General features: G+C 42.2%; 20 protein-coding genes. 3 read left to right on the forward strand and 17 right to left on the reverse strand.

Translation table 11 applies throughout. The features are described 5' to 3' along the window. Positions 1-104: 104 nt before the first annotated feature. The 6 genes from I2D69_RS06430 to I2D69_RS06455 form a co-directional block, all read right to left on the reverse strand. Positions 105-785, reverse strand: a complete 681-nt coding sequence (locus tag I2D69_RS06430) for a hypothetical protein (RefSeq protein WP_195379593.1) — start codon at positions 783-785, stop codon at positions 105-107. Between the two features lie 99 nt (positions 786-884). Continuing rightward, a complete protein-coding gene (locus tag I2D69_RS06435; protein WP_195379594.1) occupies positions 885-1,139 on the reverse strand; it encodes a hypothetical protein in 255 nt (84 codons plus the stop codon). Positions 1,140-1,578: 439 nt separating this feature from the next. Then, positions 1,579-2,424 (reverse strand): metal ABC transporter permease, encoded by an 846-nt coding sequence (locus I2D69_RS06440; RefSeq protein ID WP_195379595.1) that lies wholly within the window; start codon positions 2,422-2,424, stop codon positions 1,579-1,581. Then, a complete protein-coding gene (locus I2D69_RS06445; RefSeq protein WP_118577697.1) occupies positions 2,421-3,134 on the reverse strand; it encodes a metal ABC transporter ATP-binding protein in 714 nt (237 codons plus the stop codon). Before I2D69_RS06445 ends, I2D69_RS06440 begins: the two co-directional genes overlap by 4 nt. Beyond that, positions 3,131-4,204, reverse strand: a complete 1,074-nt coding sequence (locus I2D69_RS06450; RefSeq protein WP_148461401.1) for a metal ABC transporter substrate-binding protein — start codon at positions 4,202-4,204, stop codon at positions 3,131-3,133. Before I2D69_RS06450 ends, I2D69_RS06445 begins: the two co-directional genes overlap by 4 nt. An 11-nt stretch (positions 4,205-4,215) precedes the next feature. Next, entirely contained in the window at positions 4,216-4,635 is a 420-nt protein-coding gene (locus I2D69_RS06455) for a transcriptional repressor (protein ID WP_148461400.1), read from the reverse strand. A gap of 228 nt (positions 4,636-4,863) precedes the next feature. Here I2D69_RS06455 and I2D69_RS06460 point away from each other — a divergent pair, with 228 nt between their 5' ends. Beyond that, positions 4,864-5,820, forward strand: a complete 957-nt coding sequence (locus I2D69_RS06460) for an L-lactate dehydrogenase (RefSeq protein ID WP_195379596.1) — start codon at positions 4,864-4,866, stop codon at positions 5,818-5,820. Between the two features lie 127 nt (positions 5,821-5,947). Here I2D69_RS06460 and I2D69_RS06465 read toward each other — a convergent pair whose 3' ends face one another. The 3 genes from I2D69_RS06465 to I2D69_RS06475 are packed head-to-tail and all read right to left on the reverse strand — an operon-like array spanning position 5,948 to position 8,276. Beyond that, positions 5,948-6,790 (reverse strand): 4Fe-4S binding protein, encoded by an 843-nt coding sequence (locus I2D69_RS06465; protein WP_118577806.1) that lies wholly within the window; start codon positions 6,788-6,790, stop codon positions 5,948-5,950. A gap of 7 nt (positions 6,791-6,797) precedes the next feature. Continuing rightward, positions 6,798-6,959, reverse strand: coding sequence for a CD1871A family CXXC motif-containing protein (locus tag I2D69_RS06470; protein ID WP_195379597.1), 162 nt, complete (start codon positions 6,957-6,959; stop codon positions 6,798-6,800). 21 nt (positions 6,960-6,980) lie between these two features. After that, positions 6,981-8,276, reverse strand: a complete 1,296-nt coding sequence (locus I2D69_RS06475; RefSeq protein WP_227198958.1) for a TlpA disulfide reductase family protein — start codon at positions 8,274-8,276, stop codon at positions 6,981-6,983. Positions 8,277-8,450: 174 nt separating this feature from the next. Between I2D69_RS06475 and I2D69_RS06480 the strand changes: the two genes are divergently transcribed. Both I2D69_RS06480 and I2D69_RS06485 read left to right on the forward strand, forming a co-directional pair. Further along, positions 8,451-9,125: a response regulator transcription factor gene (locus tag I2D69_RS06480; RefSeq protein WP_118577702.1), complete on the forward strand. Its 675-nt coding sequence runs from the start codon at positions 8,451-8,453 to the stop codon at positions 9,123-9,125. After that, on the forward strand, positions 9,122-10,339 hold the full coding sequence (locus I2D69_RS06485; protein WP_243243773.1) for a HAMP domain-containing sensor histidine kinase: 1,218 nt from the start codon (positions 9,122-9,124) through the stop codon (positions 10,337-10,339). The genes I2D69_RS06480 and I2D69_RS06485 overlap by 4 nt, the downstream gene beginning before the upstream one ends. Here I2D69_RS06485 and I2D69_RS06490 read toward each other — a convergent pair. From I2D69_RS06490 to I2D69_RS06525, 8 genes are all read right to left on the reverse strand, one after another. Beyond that, positions 10,336-10,902, reverse strand: coding sequence for a M15 family metallopeptidase (locus tag I2D69_RS06490; protein WP_195379598.1), 567 nt, complete (start codon positions 10,900-10,902; stop codon positions 10,336-10,338). The two genes, I2D69_RS06485 and I2D69_RS06490, sit on opposite strands and share 4 nt — an antisense overlap. 32 nt (positions 10,903-10,934) lie before the next feature. Further along, positions 10,935-12,341, reverse strand: a complete 1,407-nt coding sequence (locus I2D69_RS06495; RefSeq protein ID WP_195379599.1) for a YfcC family protein — start codon at positions 12,339-12,341, stop codon at positions 10,935-10,937. 412 nt (positions 12,342-12,753) lie between these two features. After that, positions 12,754-13,875, reverse strand: coding sequence for a linear amide C-N hydrolase (locus I2D69_RS06500; RefSeq protein ID WP_195379600.1), 1,122 nt, complete (start codon positions 13,873-13,875; stop codon positions 12,754-12,756). Between the two features lie 274 nt (positions 13,876-14,149). Further along, entirely contained in the window at positions 14,150-16,207 is a 2,058-nt protein-coding gene (locus I2D69_RS06505) for a beta-galactosidase (protein WP_195379601.1), read from the reverse strand. Positions 16,208-16,284: 77 nt separating this feature from the next. Further along, positions 16,285-16,479, reverse strand: a complete 195-nt coding sequence (locus tag I2D69_RS06510; RefSeq protein ID WP_173770594.1) for a hypothetical protein — start codon at positions 16,477-16,479, stop codon at positions 16,285-16,287. 154 nt (positions 16,480-16,633) lie between these two features. Further along, positions 16,634-17,149, reverse strand: a complete 516-nt coding sequence (locus I2D69_RS06515) for a GNAT family N-acetyltransferase (RefSeq protein ID WP_173770593.1) — start codon at positions 17,147-17,149, stop codon at positions 16,634-16,636. Positions 17,150-17,302: 153 nt separating this feature from the next. Next, complete coding sequence (locus I2D69_RS06520) at positions 17,303-18,553, reverse strand: ATP-binding protein (RefSeq protein WP_173718037.1); 1,251 nt, start codon at positions 18,551-18,553, stop codon at positions 17,303-17,305. A gap of 128 nt (positions 18,554-18,681) precedes the next feature. Next, on the reverse strand, positions 18,682-19,338 hold the full coding sequence (locus I2D69_RS06525; protein ID WP_195379602.1) for a hypothetical protein: 657 nt from the start codon (positions 19,336-19,338) through the stop codon (positions 18,682-18,684). Positions 19,339-19,433: the final 95 nt, after the last annotated feature.

Raw genomic sequence — 19,433 nt, forward strand, 5'->3', positions numbered from 1 at the left:
CCCCTTCCTTTGTTCTAGTTGTAATATAGCACATATTGTTAGCAGTGTCAAGAGATGAGTGCTAATTTCACATTTTTTTCACATTCTCACATTTTTCTATTTTCCTACAGCATCTCCCTCAGCTGATAATTTGTATACACCTGTTCATAATCATATTCCGAATCATACCTGGTAAGTGTCACCATAGGATCTGCACCTGGAATGATCTGGTAGCTATAGGAAACCTCGTAATCCTCATCTATAAATTTCACAGCACCCTGGTTTTCAGAGCCTTCTGTGATTTCTGTCCTGTAAGCTGTGAAAACACGTCCGCTGTTTATGTCATTTGCCATGGCAGTCATAACTTCGGCCAGATTTCCAAGATCCTCATTTATCGTAAACTGGTTCCAGCGGTCTACCAGAACCGCACCATAGCATTTATCGCCATACTCACTGGTGGCCTCTCTCCAGCAAATGTTGATATAGTTATCATCCGTTATTCTGTAGCTTCCAACATAGTCCCTGGGATCATAATATTCATCTCCTGCCCAATGAGCTGTAAAGGTTCCATTGTCCTCATCCAGGGAAACTTCATAACCTTTTTCCAAATTCGCAGCCCCAAGATAGCGGGCAATGATTTCCTCCGGATTGTCTGTTTCCGGATGATAAATGTAGGGATTCTCCTTTGGAATCTTAGCCTTTTCACTATCTTCCAGATCGTCCAGATTATCCAGGCTCTGAGCTTCTCCTGTCTGCACCAGTTCCCGCCCGAAAATCACCTGGGTATCCTCATCTAAGCTCCCCACAAACTCTCCGTCCACTGTATCAAGATAAATGTCTCCTTCCTCCAGGGAAACAAGTATTTTCCCATCCTCCAGTTTCCATGAGACCTTCAGAATTTCTGCCTAGTCTGGCTCCTCACTATTGTAGGACATTTCCATGTAAGCACTTCCGTCTTCCATCAGCCTCATTTCCAAGTATTGGTTCAAATATTCTGCTACATTGTGGCGTTCGCTGCTTTCGTCAGAATATATTACATAATTGGCATACCAGATGCCCATATAGTCCTCCGGATTTTCGATTTCTGCATGGGCAATAGCAGGAAACAATGCGACGGTTAACATTCCGGTAAATACTGCAGCAATTATTCTTCTTTTCATAAGCACCCTCCCTGAATCATATAATTTTTCTGAAAAATATAATTTCAACTTTGCAGCCAGATACAAAACAGTAACCAGAAATTTTTTCTACAACTGTATCATTCTGCTGTAACTATATTATAAGAAATTTACCCAGGAAAAAGCACTATACTCTGGTTAGTATTTTTCTCATTGTCCATATAAAAAAAATCCAGCTTGCAGGATTCTCCGCCTGCGACGGGTCGCCTCGAGCGACAGCTACCCTTTCCGCCGCAGTGCGTTCCTGCTCAGTAAGGCTTTTGATGTAATAGGCAATTCCAACAGAATTTCCTATTACATTAAAAAGGCGTCCCCTGCAAGCTGAACCACTTACAAGAACGCCCTATACATCGGATATTAAGTAACTGCCATATTAACTTGTCAGATTTTTCAGACACGCTCTACTACTCTATACCATATTCTATCTCTCTAAAAGCTTCCCAATCAGGCTTGTCACCAGAAACGCCGCAATATCCACAGCCACAATGGTAGACCCTACCGGCGTTCCGCCCAGAATGGAAACAATAATTCCAAAAAATGCACACAACACGGATAAAATCGCCGAACAGATAATTACTGCGCTGAATCGTTTATAGAGCCTCATTGCCGACAGTGCCGGGAAAATGATCAGAGCTGAGATCAACAGGGACCCCACCAGATTCATAGCCAGCACAATGATCACCGCTGTGATCACCGCAATCAGAAGATTGTACATATCCGTCCTGGTTCCAGTAGCTTTTGCAAAATTTTCATCAAAAGTAACCGCAAATATCTTATGATAAAATACTGTAAACAGTGCCACAACAATAACAGACACCACCACACACAGCCACACCTCAGCTGTGGTCAGGGTCAGAATTGATGTAGAACCAAACAGGCTGCTGCACACATCTCCGGAAATATTAGAGCCTGTGGAAAACACATTCATCAGCAGATAGCCAACTGCCAGGGCTCCGACCGAAATCATAGCGATTGCCGCATCTCCTTTGATCTTTGTACTCTGTCCTGTACGAAGAAGCAGCACCGCACAGATCACAGTTACCGGCATGACAAACAGCATATTGTTGCTGAAATTCAGCACTGATGCAATGGCCATAGCTCCGAATGCCACATGGGACAGTCCGTCCCCAATAAAGGAAAATCGCTTCAGCACCAACGTTACCCCCAGAAGAGAGGAGCAAAGTGCAATAAGCACGCCTACGATCAAAGCATACCACACAAATGGATACTGGAAATAAAATGCCAGTTTTTCAAAAATTCCGCTCATGCTTTTCCCTCCTCTCCAGCATCCACAAGCCGCTTTCCAATCTTGCTTTCCAGATATTCCTCTTTTGTTCCGAAGAAAACCTTCTGTCCAATATGCAGCACATGACTTGCATAAGTTGCTACTTCACTGATATCGTGGGAAATCATGATGATGGTTACTCGGTCTTCTTTATTTAATTCGTTGATAATCTGGTACATATCAGCAGTTGCAACCGGATCCAGACCAGAAACAGGCTCATCCAGAAGGAGGATTTTCCTTGTGGCGCAAAGGGCTCTGGTCAGAAGCACTCTCTGCTGCTGCCCGCCGGACAACTGGCGATAACAACGGTCAGCCAGATCCGTAATCCTGGTTTTCTCCATCAATTCGCGGGCTTCTTTTTTCTCTGCTTTATTGTAAAAAGGACGAAGCCCCATTCTTCCCAGGAAACCAGACATCACAATTTCGTCTACCGAAGCAGGGAAGTCTCTCTGAAGCGCAGTCTGCTGTGGCAGATAGCCAATCTCGTTGATTTTTAAATCGTCTCCCAGAATGATGCTGCCGCTCATAGGGCTCTGAAGATGAAGAAGGGTTTTCATCAGTGTGGATTTCCCAGAGCCGTTTTCTCCTACAATACAAAGGTAATCACCGGAATTTACGCTGAAATTCAGCCCGGACAAAATCGCTTTTCCTTCATATCCCAATGTAAGGTTCTCACAAGTAATCAGACTCATAATGCCTCCTTCAGAATCTGGAGATTATTTTCCATGATGGAAAGGTATGTGGTTCCCTCTTCCACATCCTTTGTAGTTACGGACTGCATGGAATTTAATGTCAAAATCTTCTGATCCTTAGTATTTGTATTTTCAATTACTGCTTTCGCCACTTTCTGATCGGAATTCTCGATAGTGAGAACAGCCGGAAGGTTCAGCTCATCCAGCTTACCAGCCAGAAATGTGATGGTCTCGAAGCTGGCATCTGTTTCTGCGGAACAGCCGGCAAATGCAGCGTAATAGGTAAGATTATAGTCGTCAATTAAATAGCGGAACGGGAAACGATCCGCAAAAAGCAGGGTTTTTGACCGGGATTTCTCCACTGAAGTCTGGTATTCCTGATCCAGAGCTGCCAGTTTTTCTTCATAAGCCTCGGCGTTCTGCTGATAAAGCTGGGAATGCTCCGGATCAGCATCAGCAAGACTACTGGCAATGGTGTCGCAAAACAGAGACGCATTTTTCAAGGACAGCCAGACATGCTCATCGTATTCCAGATCATCATCGTGGGTATGCTCTTCTTCGTGAGTGTGGCCGTCTTCTTCCTGCATTCCCTCTACAAGCTCTTCCTCCTTCACCTGATCTCCCAGCACATCCATCAGGTTGATTGCTTTTCGGTCTGGGTTTCCGGCGCCCTTCAATGCATCGGCTACCCAGGAATCAGACTCACCGCCTACATAAATAAACAGGTCACAGGTGGATACCTTCAAAATATCTTCCATGGTAGGCTGGAAACTATGCATGTCTGTTCCGTTACCCAAAAGCAAGGTAAGATCCACATTCTCAGCCTGGTCACCCAGGATTTCCTTTACCCAGTCGTATTCTGGAAAAATAGTGGCTACAATCTGAAGCTTCTGACTATCTGTGCTGGCATTCTCCTGTTCGCTGCCATTTCCCCCGCTCTGGCTTTCCGTCACACCGGAATTGTCAGTTCCTGCCGCCGCACCTGCACCGCAGCCTGCCAAAAGGCAGGCCGTACCTATTGTGGCAGCTGACATGAGTAGCCTTTTGAATTTATTTTTTAATTTGTGCATGTTCAACCTCATTATTTTCCTCTACACTCCTCACAGATTCCATAAAACACCGTCCTGGTAAAATCCCACTGAAATCCATGGTCTTCCAGCATATGCTCGCCCAGATGTGTCATTTCCCCGCATTCCAGATGAATCACCTTTCCACACTTCTCGCATTTGCAATGAAAGCATATATGCTTATGACAATGCTCATCATGTCCCAGATACTCGAAGCATGCACTGCTAGTGCCGTCTACCACATATTTAGCAACCAGTCCCTGCTCCACCATCCGGTCAAGCTGGCGGTACACCGTTGTGGTTCCGATAGAAATCCCCTGACTTTTAAAGTATTTGCATATATCGCTGACTGTAACATGTTTTCCTTCCATAGAGCACAGATAATTCTCCAGCTCTGTAATCTGTCTGGTACGATATTGTGCTTTTTCGCTCATTTCCCGCGCCTCCAATTTGAAAATCATTTTCATATTATAGCAGATTCTTTTTCAAAGTCAATATGAAAATCGTTTTCATTTTTATCACTCCGTATTTTTTACAGTGCAATCAAAAATTCTCTTGTTTCTGCAGCACACAAGTGCTATTCTTATTCACAAAACAGACATGTCGTCTATCGGTGACATCACTATATATGAAAGTTTACATTTCTAAAGGAGCCTGACATCATGGAAAATATAAGTTATGGAAAAATTGTTCTGATCGGCGCAGGTCATGTGGGATCTGCAATTCTGGACTCTCTTCTGCGAATGAATCTTGCAGATGAGATCGTTGTCATAAACAGAAATGAAAAAAAAGCATTGGGAGTCGTACTGGATGCCAGCCACACCACCGCCTTTGCATACAGTGCCAACGCAAACATCCGGGTGGGTACCTACGAGGACTGTAAAGACGCCCAAATTATCATCAACACCGCAGGTCCCAGCATTCAGCCAGGTAACTCCCGTGACCGCATGGTGCTGCTGCAGACCAATGTACAGGTGATGAAGGAGATCATGACACAGATTACCACTTACACCCGTTCTGCCATTATTATCAATGTTTCAAATCCAATGGACATTCTTACTTATATTGCACAGAAGGAATTCAACTACCCCCGAAATCTTCTGATCGGTACCGGTACTCTTCTGGACACCGCCCGCTTCAATAAAATGCTTGCCGACCTGTGCGGTGTAGATGCAAAAAATGTCACCGGATTCGTTCTGGGCGAACACGGCGGCACAAGCTTTATTCCATGGAATGCGGTTAATATTGTAGGAATTCCTTTCCATGATTTTCAGAAGCAGTTTGGTCTGAAAGAGCCTATTGACTGTGAAAAGCTGCTTTACGAGGTGAAGGTCAGCGGTCTGGACATTGTAGAACTGAAGGGCTACACAAGCTCCGGCATCGCCCTCAGCGTCTGCCGTCTGGTAGGAGCCATTATGCGAAATGAACGTGCCGTTGTACCGGCTTCCGTTGTTCTGGAAGGAGAATACGGATTAGAGGGAATCGCAATGAGCCTTCCATGCGTTATTTCACGAAATGGAGTGGAACGCACACTGCAGATTCCGCTGGATAAAGAAGGGGAGAAAAATCTTAAGATCTGCTACGAGTATCTCCGTAATGTAATCAAGAGCATTTCCTGACACCATAAACAATAAAAGCTTACTACAACTTAGACATTTATTTTTTCAATGTCTAAATCGCAGTAAGCTTTTTTACTTATAAAACATACATAAAGTTAATTCCTATGATAATGGCAAAGCATTCCAGTTATCTCTTGCACCCACTCGCAATGGCGTGTACCGGACATGCCTGCTTACACCGTCCGCAACGGATACATTCCGGACTGTTGGGGTTTTCCACAGGGTTGACCACCATCTGGCAAGCCTTTGCACATTTTCCGCAGTGAACGCATTTTTCCATATCTACACGGTAGCGGTAAATGGAGACCTTATTGAATACGGAATAAAATGCGCCAAGCGGACAAATATAACGGCAAAATGGTCTGTAAATAATAATGGAAAGAACAATTGTCACGATCAGAATTGTATTTTTCCATATGTACAGCCAGCCAATGGCACCGCGCATAGCCTTGTTCAAAAGTACCAGCGGCAGTCCGCCCTCCAAAGTTCCGGCCGGACAGATCAGCTTACAGAAATAGGGTGCTCCCTGGCCCATTATATCTGTGAGAAACAGGGGAAGCAGAATTACAAACACTAGAAAAATCACGTATTTCAGCTTTCGAAGAAGTTTGTCTCCTTTGAAAGTACGAATTTTCTTTGGAAAAGGAATCTTATTCAGCAGATCCTGGATCAGTCCAAACGGACAGAGAAATCCGCACACCAGTCTTCCCAGGATCGCTCCTACAAAAATCAGAAATCCGATTACGTAGTAGGCAAATTTAAAGTTCCAGCTTCCAACCACGGCCTGTAAGGATCCAATTGGACAGGCTCCTGCTGCCCCGGGACATGAATAGCAGTTCAGTCCCGGAACACAGGCATTTTTCAGCTTTCCTGTATATATTTTTCCAGTTACAAATCCGGATATATGGGAATTTGTAAGTGCCGCCCAGAGTGCCTGTATGGTATGCCTGGGCCAGTTTTTTATGTTCATTTTCTTATCATCCAATTCCAATACACTCCATACAGATATTTACAGCTTTTGTAAAAACAACTTCCATTTCACCACGATAAATACCAAAGGCAATCATCAGAATCCCCACCGCTGCAAGGGCGATTCCTGTCCATTTGGACTGGGTGATTTTATTTATATAATTTTTCATCCTACATTCCCTAACCACTTTTTATTTTCCGGAATTAATTTTTTCCAGTGCATCCTCTACAGCTGTTTTCCAGTCTTCCAGATTTTTGCTGCCCATGATCGGATCTCCTACAATGTTTCCATCTTTATCTACAAAGAAGGATTCCGGGAAGCTGCTGAGACCGCTGATACGACCATTCATGTTTCCTGCATCCGGAATCAGAAGAGGATAGGTAACTCCTGTTTTTTCCTTGAGAATCTGCGCTTTTTTCACAGTATCTTCATCTGTAGTTCCGTCCTCGCCTACAGAATCGATAACCATTCCAACTACGCCCACACCCTTTTCCTTCATTTCCTGATAAAGCTTGTCAAGGTCTGGCATTTCATTTACACATGGAGAGCACCAGGTTGTAAAGCAGTTTACAAGTGTCAGGTCATAGTCACTGAATACTTTTTCTGTATAGGCATTTCCATCAATATCTGTTGTCTCAAATGCGCCTACATTTTCTGCATCTGGGTTGGCATTTTCTGCCGGCATATCAAATACGGATTTGCTTGGATCAAAGGCTGTCATTTCTGTGATCGTAGTCTCAATTTTTTCGATCTCGTCTGTCAGGTCAGACTCTGCATCTTTATTAATGCTGAGATAGTACTTATAATTTCCATCCTCACTTGTTCCCAGCTCTTTGTGCTCATTGCAGCCTGTGATGGAATCCAGATCATCGATCACGTCCTTGCTGTAAACACCAAGTGTGCCAACTCTTTCAATGCTCTTAAGCCAGTCCTCATAGCCGGTTCCAAGAAGGTTTACATCTTCGTTTTTCTGATCCTCAGTAAGCTTATTCCAGTGGAAAAAGGCATACTTGAAGCCAGTACTGTCATCATTCCATTCTTCCTCTGTGATCATAAGCATGTCGGAGTTTTCTATCTGTTTCTTCAGTTCTTCCGGAAGGACTGCCTTTAAGCCAAGGAATGGGAAATCGTAGGAATCCTGCACCTTCATATTAATATCTGCTGCTTTTACTGTTTTTTTCACAGGTGTGCCATCTTCAGAGAAAACAGCTGTCTCAGAACCATCACCGGCTACCACTACGCCTGCTTCGTCTGCGGATACTGCAACACCCGCTTCGTCTTCAGAAACGGCTGCTCCGGCCTCATCTGCAGAAACTGCTGCGCCAGCTGCATCCGCAGGTACGCTCATGCCTGCTGCATCTGCCGGAACTGCCATGCCAGCTTCTTCTGCTGATACGCTTTCAGCCTTAATCATAACCGGATTGAAAGATGTTGCTGTCAGAACTCCTGCTGCCAGAATTGCCATAAGTCTTTTTTTATTCATCATTTTTAATTTTCCTTTCAGCGTTTTTTATTTGTCTGAACGTATTTTAACATCTTTCCTATAAAATCTGTGTTAAGATTTTTATTTTTTTCAAAATATGATAATATTTAAATTATAAATACTCTCTTTTTTGCGAGTATCTGATCTGCGCAAAATCATATTACGAAAGGAGCAGTTATGCACATTTTAATTATAGAAGACGAAGAGCAGCTCTGCCGCTCTGTTGCGGAGGGACTTCGCATAGATGGTTATGAAACAGATATCTGTTTCGATGGAGACGAAGGGCTTTGCCTGTGTATGACAGAAAATTATGACCTGATCCTGCTGGATCTGAATCTTCCCGGCACGGACGGTCTGGAAATCCTCCGCCAGTTCCGGGAGCACAATACCAATACCCCGGTTCTAATCCTGTCCGCCCGTGATCAGATTGAAGATAAAGTAAACGGTCTGGATCTGGGAGCCAATGATTATCTTACCAAACCCTTTCACTTTCAGGAGCTGGAAGCCAGAATCCGAAGCCTTACCCGGCGGAAATTTGTTCAGGAGGATGTATGCCTGAAATGGAATCAGCTTACCTTTGATACCAGAACAAGAGAAACCTCTGTAAATGGAGTGCCGATTTCCCTTACCAGAAAAGAAAGCAGCCTTCTGGAATATTTCCTGCTCCATCAGAACCGTGTAATTTCACCGGAAGAAATGATTGAACATATTTGGGACGGAAGCGTAAATACCTTCAGCAATTCCATCCGTGTGCACATTTCATCTCTTAGAAAAAAACTAAAGGCTGCAATTGGATTTGACCCTATTCAGAATAAAATAGGCCAGGGCTATATATTGGAGGAATACAGATGATAAAAAAACGTTTCCACACCTCACTTCAGCTGAAACTCACTTTATTGCTGTCCTTACTGATGATTGTCTCCTGTGTTCTTATGTACTTCTTCATCAGCCATTCTGCCGTATCGGGAATGGACGGATTGCAGAATTATATGATCAAGGTGGACCCACAGGATGGCGATTCACCAATTACCTTTAATGTAGATCCCAAAGCTCTTTTTCCTCAGTTCGAGCAGGAAATCCAGGAAACCAAAGAAGCTTTTCTTCTACGAAGTGTTATTGCAACCACGATCATTATTCTTCTTTCCAGTGTGTGTACTTATTTTCTTACGAAAAAGACCCTTACGCCACTGCAGAAGCTAACCAGTGAAGTCAGTCAGATCCAGGCGCAGAACCTTTCCACCCAGCTGGCAGTTCCCAATTCAAAGGATGAAATTGCACAGCTGACCAGCTCTTTCAATGAAATGCTGGCCAGGCTGGACAATGCCTTTAGTACACAGAAACAGTTTTCTGCAAATGCCGCTCATGAGCTACGGACACCACTAGCAGTCTTGCAGACCAACCTGGAAGTTTTTGAGAAAAAGCAGAAACCGGAAATGGTTGAATACCAACAGCTTTTCACTATGATCAAGGAACAGACCGCAAGGCTTTCCCAGCTGGTGGGAACCCTTCTTGACATGACGAATCTGAAGTCTGTTCCACGAACAGACCATGTTTCACTGGAAGAGCTTGTAGATGAGGTTTTCTGCGACCTGGACCCAGTTGCAGAAAAAGCAGGAATTTCCATTCATTTTGATGACAGCTCCAGTCAGGATTTGCATACTGATGTCCACACGCCTGATGCATCTGCACTTAATAACAATATTCGCAATATCACAGGCAGTTATGTACTTCTTTATCGTGCAGTCTACAATCTTGTGGAAAATGCCATTAAATACAACCGTCCCAATGGCTCTGTCACAGTTTCGGTGAAGGAGAAAAACGGTCAGGCTATGATCCTGGTAAAAGACACCGGCATTGGCATTTCACCTGAAAATCAGAAAAAAATCTTTGATCCTTTTTTCCGTGTAGACAAGTCCCGCAGCCGGGCTATGGGCGGTGCCGGACTGGGGCTGGCGCTGGTTGACTCTATTGCCCGGGAACACGGTGGCTCAGTAAAAGTATTAGAAAGTAATGAAAAAGGCAGCATAATTGCACTTATGCTGCCCGTTAGTAGTTTAGAAAATTAAATTTCATAATCCGAAAACGTTGCCGGATCCGTAGATACATCATAAAAATGCCACCATTCACATTCATATGCCTGGAAGCCTACGGACTCCATTACTTGTTTCAAATACTCGCCGTTTCTTCTTCCGGTTTCGGAATGACCGGAATAATTCAGTGAAGCGCGTTCGTCCATAGTGTCAAACGGAGATGGCATTTCGATTTCGTTTCCTTCTTTGTCAGTCAGTGTGACGTCAACACACATTCCGTTCATATGGGTAGGACGAAATTTCTTAATTTTCGTCATATCCGGTGGACGGGCAATGAAATCATCATTTGGCATAATCTCCCAGAACCGCTTCTGTGCACGAATGGGACGATAAGCGTCCCAGATTTTCACCTGGTATCCATCTTTTTCGAAAATTTCTTTCGCTTTTATCAGAATCTGTGCGGTGTGCTCATCCAGCCAGCAGTCCGCTGACTGGTACACCTGCACGCCGGTGAAATTATCCGGCGTGGCATATTTCAGATCGATGATAAAATCGGAAGACAGGTCCGTAAGTTTAATTAAGTTTCCTTTTCTTTCCATTAGACTTACCTTTTCTAAATATCAAACACACTCTAGAACCCAATTCCAGTTGCAATTCCCAGCAAAATCGCCTGTGTCACAAACAAGATCAGAAACAGCGGCGTAAACCACTTATACCATTTCTGCAGGGAAATTCCACCAAGGCCACAGATGATAACGATATCTGCCGTCGGCCAGAAAATATTGGAAAGTCCGTCGCCAAACTGGAATGCAAGAACTGCTGTCTGTCTGCTCACACCAATAATATCTGCAAGCTGTGCCATGATCGGCATGGTTGCAGAAGCCTGACCTGTTGCAGATGGTATGAAAAAGTTGATCAGAGTCTGTACTACAAGCATTACCTGTGCAGAAACTGCATGAGGCGCATTTTTCAGCACATTTGACAAGCCGTAGATAACAGTATCCATAATTTGCGCATCCTGCATAACAACTGTGATAGCTTTCGCAATACCAGTCAGGATACATCCCCACATTGCAGTCTTTGCGCTGTCAATAAACTCACTGCACCATTTATTCGGAGACCACTTACAGATTGCTGCAGCAATCATGGACATAAGAAGGAACAAGCCACAAAGCTGCGGGAAATCCCATCCCCATTTGATCAGACCCAGCATAAGAACAATCAGCACTACAAGAACATCCAGAAGAACCAGACCATCTTTTAAGGTAAAGCTGTATTCATTTAATTCATCTCTGTCAAAGGCATGAATGTTTTTTTCACCAAATACAACGGATGCACCTGGATTTTTCTTAATTTTCCGCCCGTAAACCATTACATAGATAATGGAAATTGCCATGAAGATCACGAAGCAGATCGCACGGTATCCGGTTCCGGAATAAAGCTCTACACCTGAAATTGTTTGGGCAATTCCTACAGAATATGGATTCAGTGTCGCGCCCATAAATCCAACAAACTCTCCAACTGCAATAATGGCAAATCCGAACATTGCATCATATCCAAGTGCAACTCCCAGACCTACGATCAATGGATAAAATCCATAGAATTCACTTGCCATACCAAACACGGAACCGCCCAGTCCGAAGATCATCATAATGATTGGAACAAGCAGAATTTCTTTTCCCTTCAGTTTCTTTAAAATGGTTCCGATTCCTGCATGAAAAGCACCTGTTTTCACCACAACACCGAAGGTTCCGCAGCAGCAGAGGATCATGAAAATTACATCAGCAGCCTCCACGCAGCCTCGATACAGTACACTGAAAAATCCAAGGAATCCGGTTGTGGTAACTTCGGATTTATCAATTGTGTGATAAGTTCCATCAATGGCTACATTTCGAATTCTTCCATTAATGTTCATTTCCTGATAATCGTAGGTTCCGGATGGAATGATCCATGAAAGAATCGCCACCAGAAGTACAACGGATGCTACGATGATCAGGGTGTCTGGCATTGCCAGTTTTCTTTTTCTCTTTCCCGTCATAAATGACTCCCCCTTTAGATAGATGGATTATAAAAACTATTTGCTTTGCCTGAAGAGTTTTACACTTTTTTCTTATGTATACCTCATACATTTATCCACTCCGCAAACAGCAATTATAAATTCATAATACACTTCGTATACTGTGGAGTCAATTAAAATTAACGTGTTAAAGCGTTATTTTTCAGACTAAGTTGATATATTGCTTTGAATTTATAGACAAATTTAACTAACATTCCAGTCAACGCCGTAACGAGATTAATATTTCAAATAATCAAAATGCCCCGCCAGGGGAAATGATGAATTTTCCTTTGGCGAGGCATTAAAAACCTTATGTTGAACTGCTGAACTGCTAGAGCATGTCTTTCTCTTACTTTAAGACTACCGGATCATGTTTGAAAACGGCTCTATGTTATTATTTTAATGTAATCGTGTTATCCTTCAGATTATATCCGATCACATCATCCCAGTTTCTCCGAAGGGCAATCTCTGCGGTGAGATTGGTATCATCATAAACAATAGACCACTGGGTATTACTGGTAACTTCCTCCTTTGACGGCTCCTGTGATGCGGCCTTCAAAGCCTCCCATGCAACATCACTGGTGTAAACTTCCTCATAGTCAAAAATAGCTTCCATTTTGTCATACCGCTCTTTTCCGTGACCGTAAATGCCATTCTTCTGATTCGGAAGGACTTTATCCCTATAGAGTCCAAAGAAATTCGTGATGGAACGAATTGGTGTGGCAACCATTTCTCTGGTTTCGCTTTCACAGTCATACTCCACTACTCTGCCATCACCGGAAGCATCTGTGATATAAAAATGATAATCTCTGCCGCTTGTAGCAAACATGTCATACTGGTTCAGAAGCTCAACGGCTTCTTCTGTAGTTGCCGCGCGGTCCAGGATCAAACGGATCACAAGCGTGGTTCCGATCACCGGCCTGCCTGTATTCTGGTGAACCGGTTCGCTGTCCAAAGTAAGGACTGCAATAGATACCCCTTTTTCATTCATGCCGTCCAGGCAGATAAATGGTGCTGTTAATGTGGCAAGCTTTTTCTTCATACTCGCATCCGGAGTATTTGCCGAGATATTATCCAAGGCTGCGAAAGCCACGGATTTGTATCCATCTTTCGGTTCACAGTAAACCAGCATTGCGGAAGTATCCCGTTTGAAATCATAGTTTCTTCCCATCAGCACATTTCCGTCTGCTTCCTGCAGGGTAAAAGCACTGCAGCCAAAGTCCGGTGCTTTAATATGTACTGGCAAGATAGGAAGTGCCTCTTTCACAATGGCATCAACAAAGCTCTGGTTATCTGTTATGCCGTATTCGATCAGCTGATCCAGATCATAATCATATTTCACATCCATGCGATACAGATTGTACTCGTCGTAATCTGTCACTTTCTGAATACTGCTTATGGTTTGAAAACGACCCTCATACACTGAAATAAAACCACCTGCAGCCACTATCAGAAGCAAAAGAATCACCAGTAAAACCGTACGGATTATCTTATGTTTCTTCGATTGTGTCTTCATCTGCATACCCCCTCCGCAATATTTTTGATATAATCATTATACTGGATTAAATAATAGGTATGCAAGACAATTGTTGGATATGACTTGTTTTTCTGTTGAATTAACCTATTTTATCCATAACCTAACCATGGCGCGTTTAAAAAAACTGAAGTCAAACGCGTTCTATGAATTTGGCTCACTACCTTATAAACAACAAAGAGCCGGATTTCTCCGACTCTTCGTTTAACTATTTCTGATTTATTTAATTTCAAATTTTCAAAAACATTTTCCTGTTTCATTCCAAAACTTCATAAACTATTGTCTCATATGGTTTCATGCAGATTTCACCATTTGCAATTACATTATCATATAAGGACCGCATCTGCTTTTTCAGCACAATTTTTTGTTCTGAACCCATATAGTTCAGGACAAAGAAGTATTTCTTATTTCCTTTCACACGCTGAATGACTTCCACCTCCTGTGGAGCTTCAAGCATAGCCTGGAATGGTTCCAGAATTCCTGTGTATTCTAACAGCACCTTCATGCTTTCTCTGGAAAAAGTACTGCCAAAATGAATTGCATATCCCTTTCCTGTATTCTTTCTGATTACGGCTGGTTTTCCTGCGTAATAGCTATTGTCGTAGAAAGCCAGAGTTTCTCCCTCCTCTACAGGCTCCATAATGTCGTTAAATATTGGCATGTCAATCGTCTGACCGTCCCAGTTGGCGGTGACAGACGGCTCTGCTGGACTTGTGAATGTAAAATCTCTCACATCTGAACCAGTAATTTTCTGCAAAAGTCCGGGCTGCGGAAGCATAACACATTTGCCATTTTCCTGCTTATATCCGGAACGACAGCCTATGATCAGGATTCCGCCATTTGCTACATATTCTTTAAGTAAAGTAGCTTTTTTTCCCGTCATAATAACAGGATGTGCATAGATGAGTACCGGATATTTCTGCAATTCCTTTATATCTGTATCCTCGTTCAGATATAACATATTATATGGGGTGTGATAAATTTCAGAAGCAATGAAGATTTCTTCTGAGCTCTGCGCTTCCACCCTTCTATGCCATACATCCACATTCGTATCCCACATATTGTCGTAGTCTTTTAATACTCCAAATGCAGCTGTATAATCCGCTCCGCAAACTTCATCCAAACACTTTAATTTATTATAAAAGTCTTTTACCTCTGCCAGCTTACGGTTATCCCGATTGTCATAATCCAAAATTCCATGCCAGTACATTTCTGTACTAAAAGTACAGGTTCTCCACCTGAAAAAAGAAATATAATCTGCGCCATGGGCTACACTCTGCATTGCCCAAAGTGTAAGCTGACCAGGTCTTGGTGCCGGACCTTCCATTCTTGTAGTCCATCCACCTGCCCCAGACTGCTGTTCCATAATACCAAAATGAGGACATATGGAACGTACTTCCGTTAGATTTTTACTCCAATGACGGTCATTCAGGTCTTTCGCGGTCTTCGGATCTCTGTTCAACCCAAATGCAAAGCTTGGATAGGAATCATATGTATAAACATCCAGGCATTCCTCTGCCATCTTGTGATTATCCAGATTCCAGAACATACCATTTGTGGTGATATAGTCTCCGGCTTTCTTATACTTCGAGATTATTTCTGCCTGCATTTTACAGAAAGAAATTGTACTTTCTGAAATGAAGCGGTAATAATCCAGCCTGAGATGTGGATTGTAACCATTATTTAACACCGGTCGCGGAACATAAATCTGCTCCCAGTCCGTATAGGTCTGATTCCAGAAAACAGTTCCCCATGCCTCGTTGAGGTTATCCAGAGTTTTATACTTTTCTTTCACAAAATTACGAAAGGCAACAGAATCTGCCTCTGAATAAAATTCATCCACCTCACAATTCAGTTCATTGTCAATCTGCCATCCCACAATTGCCGGATGTTTGCCGTAATGCTGCGCCAGCTTTTCTACGATCCTTGCAGATAATTCTCTATATTTTGGTGAATTGTAATTGTAATGTCTTCTGGCTCCATGACGATATGGAACTCCATCTTGACGGCAATTTAAAACTTCCGGGTATTTTTCCGTAAGCCATGCCGGCGGTGTAGCTGTAGGTGTTCCAAAAATCACCTGCATTTCTTCCTGTTTACATAACTCCATAAATTCATCCCAGAAATCAAAGGTAAAAACGCCCTCTTCCGGCTCCACTTTGTTCCAGGCAAACTCTGCTACACGGATCACGGTAATCCCTGCCGCCTTCATTCTCTGTAAATCATCCTGCCACAGTTCTCTACTCCAATGCTCCGGATAATAACAGGTTCCCATGGTCATTTCTTTCCATTGAAAATTTTGTGGTTTTCTCATATTCTGCTCCTTTTTAATTCATTTCTTTTGAGACAAAGAGCCAGAATTCTCCGACTTTTCGCTTACTTTAATTCACTTTATTTTATTCCGTATTCTTCCATCAACTTTTCACAATATCCTGGATCATCCAACGCAAGTTGTAAGTCAGCCATTCGACCAGAAGCCAACAATGTTTTCGTTAAAGCAATCATTCTGGCTCTACCTTCTTCTCTACCTTTCTCTTCACCAACCTTCAATCCATCATCATAAATCATCTGACCTAATCTTGTCATCGCTACAACCTCCTTTATCTCTTCCAAATCACTTCCCTGCAAAAACTTATCCGCCATTGTATATAATATTGCTACGGTCTTTTCTGCGGTTACTCTGGTATCCTGTTTTGCAAGTAATATAGCTATTTTTATAGTATCTTTCCGATCTTGTTCGCTACTTATCAACGGTGTTAATGAGTTCAATATAATACGGACAGATATCCTCATACTCCCCATTTTTCAATCTGAATCCTCCCGGAATCACACCCAGCTGGCGAAATCCAACTCTCTCATAAAGATGTCTTGCATGAACATTGCCCGCCACAACTGCGTTAAACTGCAGTACACGGAAACCATGCACTTTTTCCTGGGCTACGCAATCTTTTACCAGCTTTTCTCCAATATGAAGTCCGCGGTTACCGTGGGATACGGCGTAGCTGGCGTTGCAGATGTGTCCGCAGCGGCCTACATTGTTCGGATGAAGAATATATAATCCCAAGACCTGTCCGTTCTCCCTGTTCTCGGCTACCGCCGTATAAGTCTGCGCTGCGAAAAACTCCGCGCCGGTTTTCTCATCCAAACATTCTTCCTGTGGAAATGCCACGCCATCTTCCACAACCTTATTCCAGATGCGGATCATAGCTGGAAGATCTTTTTCCTCGTATTTTCTTACGATAATTTTGTTTTCCATAATGGTTCTCCTCAATTTCAGCTTATCTATCAGTGTACTCTTCTCTTTTTGTTGAAAAATCTGGCGAAGTTTTATTTCCATACATTGCAAATTACTTACCGTGAATGGAGTAACCGACAGCGACTCCTTATAGCAACATAAAAGACCACCACTTTATCTTATGATATATTTTGTACCTCTTCCTCTGCCCTCAACTGTTATAATGCCTTTTTGTCCCATACTCTTCAGCAACTGCGTTGTCTTGGATTTTCCAAAAGGAACATATGGTGCAATTTCACTAATTGATTTCATCAAATTCTTGCTCAAAATTTTATATACAATTCTTTCATCTTCCGTTAAGTCCACATCTTTTTCAAAATTCGGGAGTACAATCTTAATAGAATTTTCTGATACTTCAAAATCTGGTTTACTGAATCCATCTTCATATAGTTGTTTGATTCTCATAACTCCAGTTCCAAATATCTCAACAAACCCCAGCCGATAAAATACATTTGCAAGATTTCTATTTCTTAAAACAGATAATTTCCCAGCTAAATATTCCTCTTCTGTTATTCCAGATGGCAACCCGCCTGGAGAAACAATTTCTATCCTGTCATCAAACATTAAAATTCTGATTCTGGCCTCTATGTCCCAGGCTCTGTGGATCAACGCATTTGCAACCGCCTCTCTGAACGCAGCCTCTGGTATTTTTTCTACCTTTTTCCTGTCAGCCCCCTCAATTACTTCATATTGATAGTAATCTCTGAATATATCAATTGTCTTATCGTATACTTCAAGAATTGATATATTTTCAAAGGTTGCTCTCCTCTGAATAATGCTGATATTTTCGCCAAACTTCATAATGTCAATCCCTGGAAAATGGTTTTCGTCAGCCAGAAGACCTGCTGCATTATTATATCCATTCGTATTATTATATAAATTCAATGTTTTTAAAGTATCCTGATCAAAAGTCTCAAGCTGAATGCATTCTTTTAATTTATGATATAAGATTTCAAACGATAATTCCTGATCTTTGCACGGAAGCTCTTCAAATCTTATATTTTTCCCCTCCAGGATCAGTCTTGACAGTTCCAGCGTGTCTACTTCTATCGTAGCAGTATCGTTTCTTTTATACGCCTTGGATTTATACAAATAAGGCTTATGAACGCCACTTTTGACAACCAGTTTAATTATATGATCCTGCTGCACCTCAAGTGTATAGTCTGGTTGAGGGTAAATACTATCGTTAATTTTATTTTCAATATCCAGACATGATTGCTTTTCATCTGGTAACCCTTTGGCAACACCATTATCATCAACGCCAAAAAGAATCATGCCGCCATTGTAATTTGAAAAGGCACTAACAGTTTTCAAAAAAGTATTTGTGACAGTTTCTTTAAACTCCATTGTTCGTGTTTCCTTCATACGATTCAGCTCCTTTTCAATTATATTTCTATTATTATATGCAAAAACGCGCAAAAAAACAATCGTATTTTTTTACGATTGTTTTTTTGATTGATTTCAATTATTTCTATCATTATATCGAAGTAGCTTTATTGAGCCTCATCCCAGTAATCCTCCGCATCTCCATATTCGTCAAAATCATCTTCATGATCATAATAGAAATCCTCTGGATCATCATAATCATATACATCATATTCATCTTTTTTCTGTGACAATTTATTGTTGGAAGAGGATTTACTGCGTGACGAATATTTATTGGAAGAACTACTATAACTAGAAGAAGATTTCTGTACATATCGTATAAGGTCCGTAACTTTTCCATCCCGGCAGACTGCTCCATTTCTGTACGCGCCATCGCTTCCCTTCCACTTATACGTATTCTGCACTTTCACCTGTCCATTACTATCTCTGTAATTTTCTGACTCTTTTTTATCATAAAAACCCCAGATAGTACTTGTAATGTATTTCTCATCCATTCCTCTATACGGCTGATCTTGCTTGATTTTTTCTCGCTCTTTCTTTTCTTTCTCCTTCTTTAACCGCCGTTCTTCTGCTTCATTCTCCTTAGCTGCTGTTTCCCTGGCAATTTTCATTTCTTCTGCAAAATCTCCCGTATACATATCACCTTCATGAGGCAACTCCCACGTTATCCGATACTGCGTATGTATTGTTTCTCCATCGGCTACACTTTTACAATACTTTGCATAAACCAAAACATATTCCTTGTCCTTAAAGTTCTCTGGCAAATTCTCCAATAGCTCTACTATAGTATCCATCTAGTAATAATAGTTTACAGTTACTTGCTTTTTTGCTATACTCCATTCAAAAAACAGTTCTGGAG

Origin of the sequence: Ruminococcus sp. D54t1_190329_F1, assembly GCF_015551645.1 — a bacterium.
Lineage (GTDB): Bacteria > Bacillota > Clostridia > Lachnospirales > Lachnospiraceae > Blautia_A > Blautia_A faecis.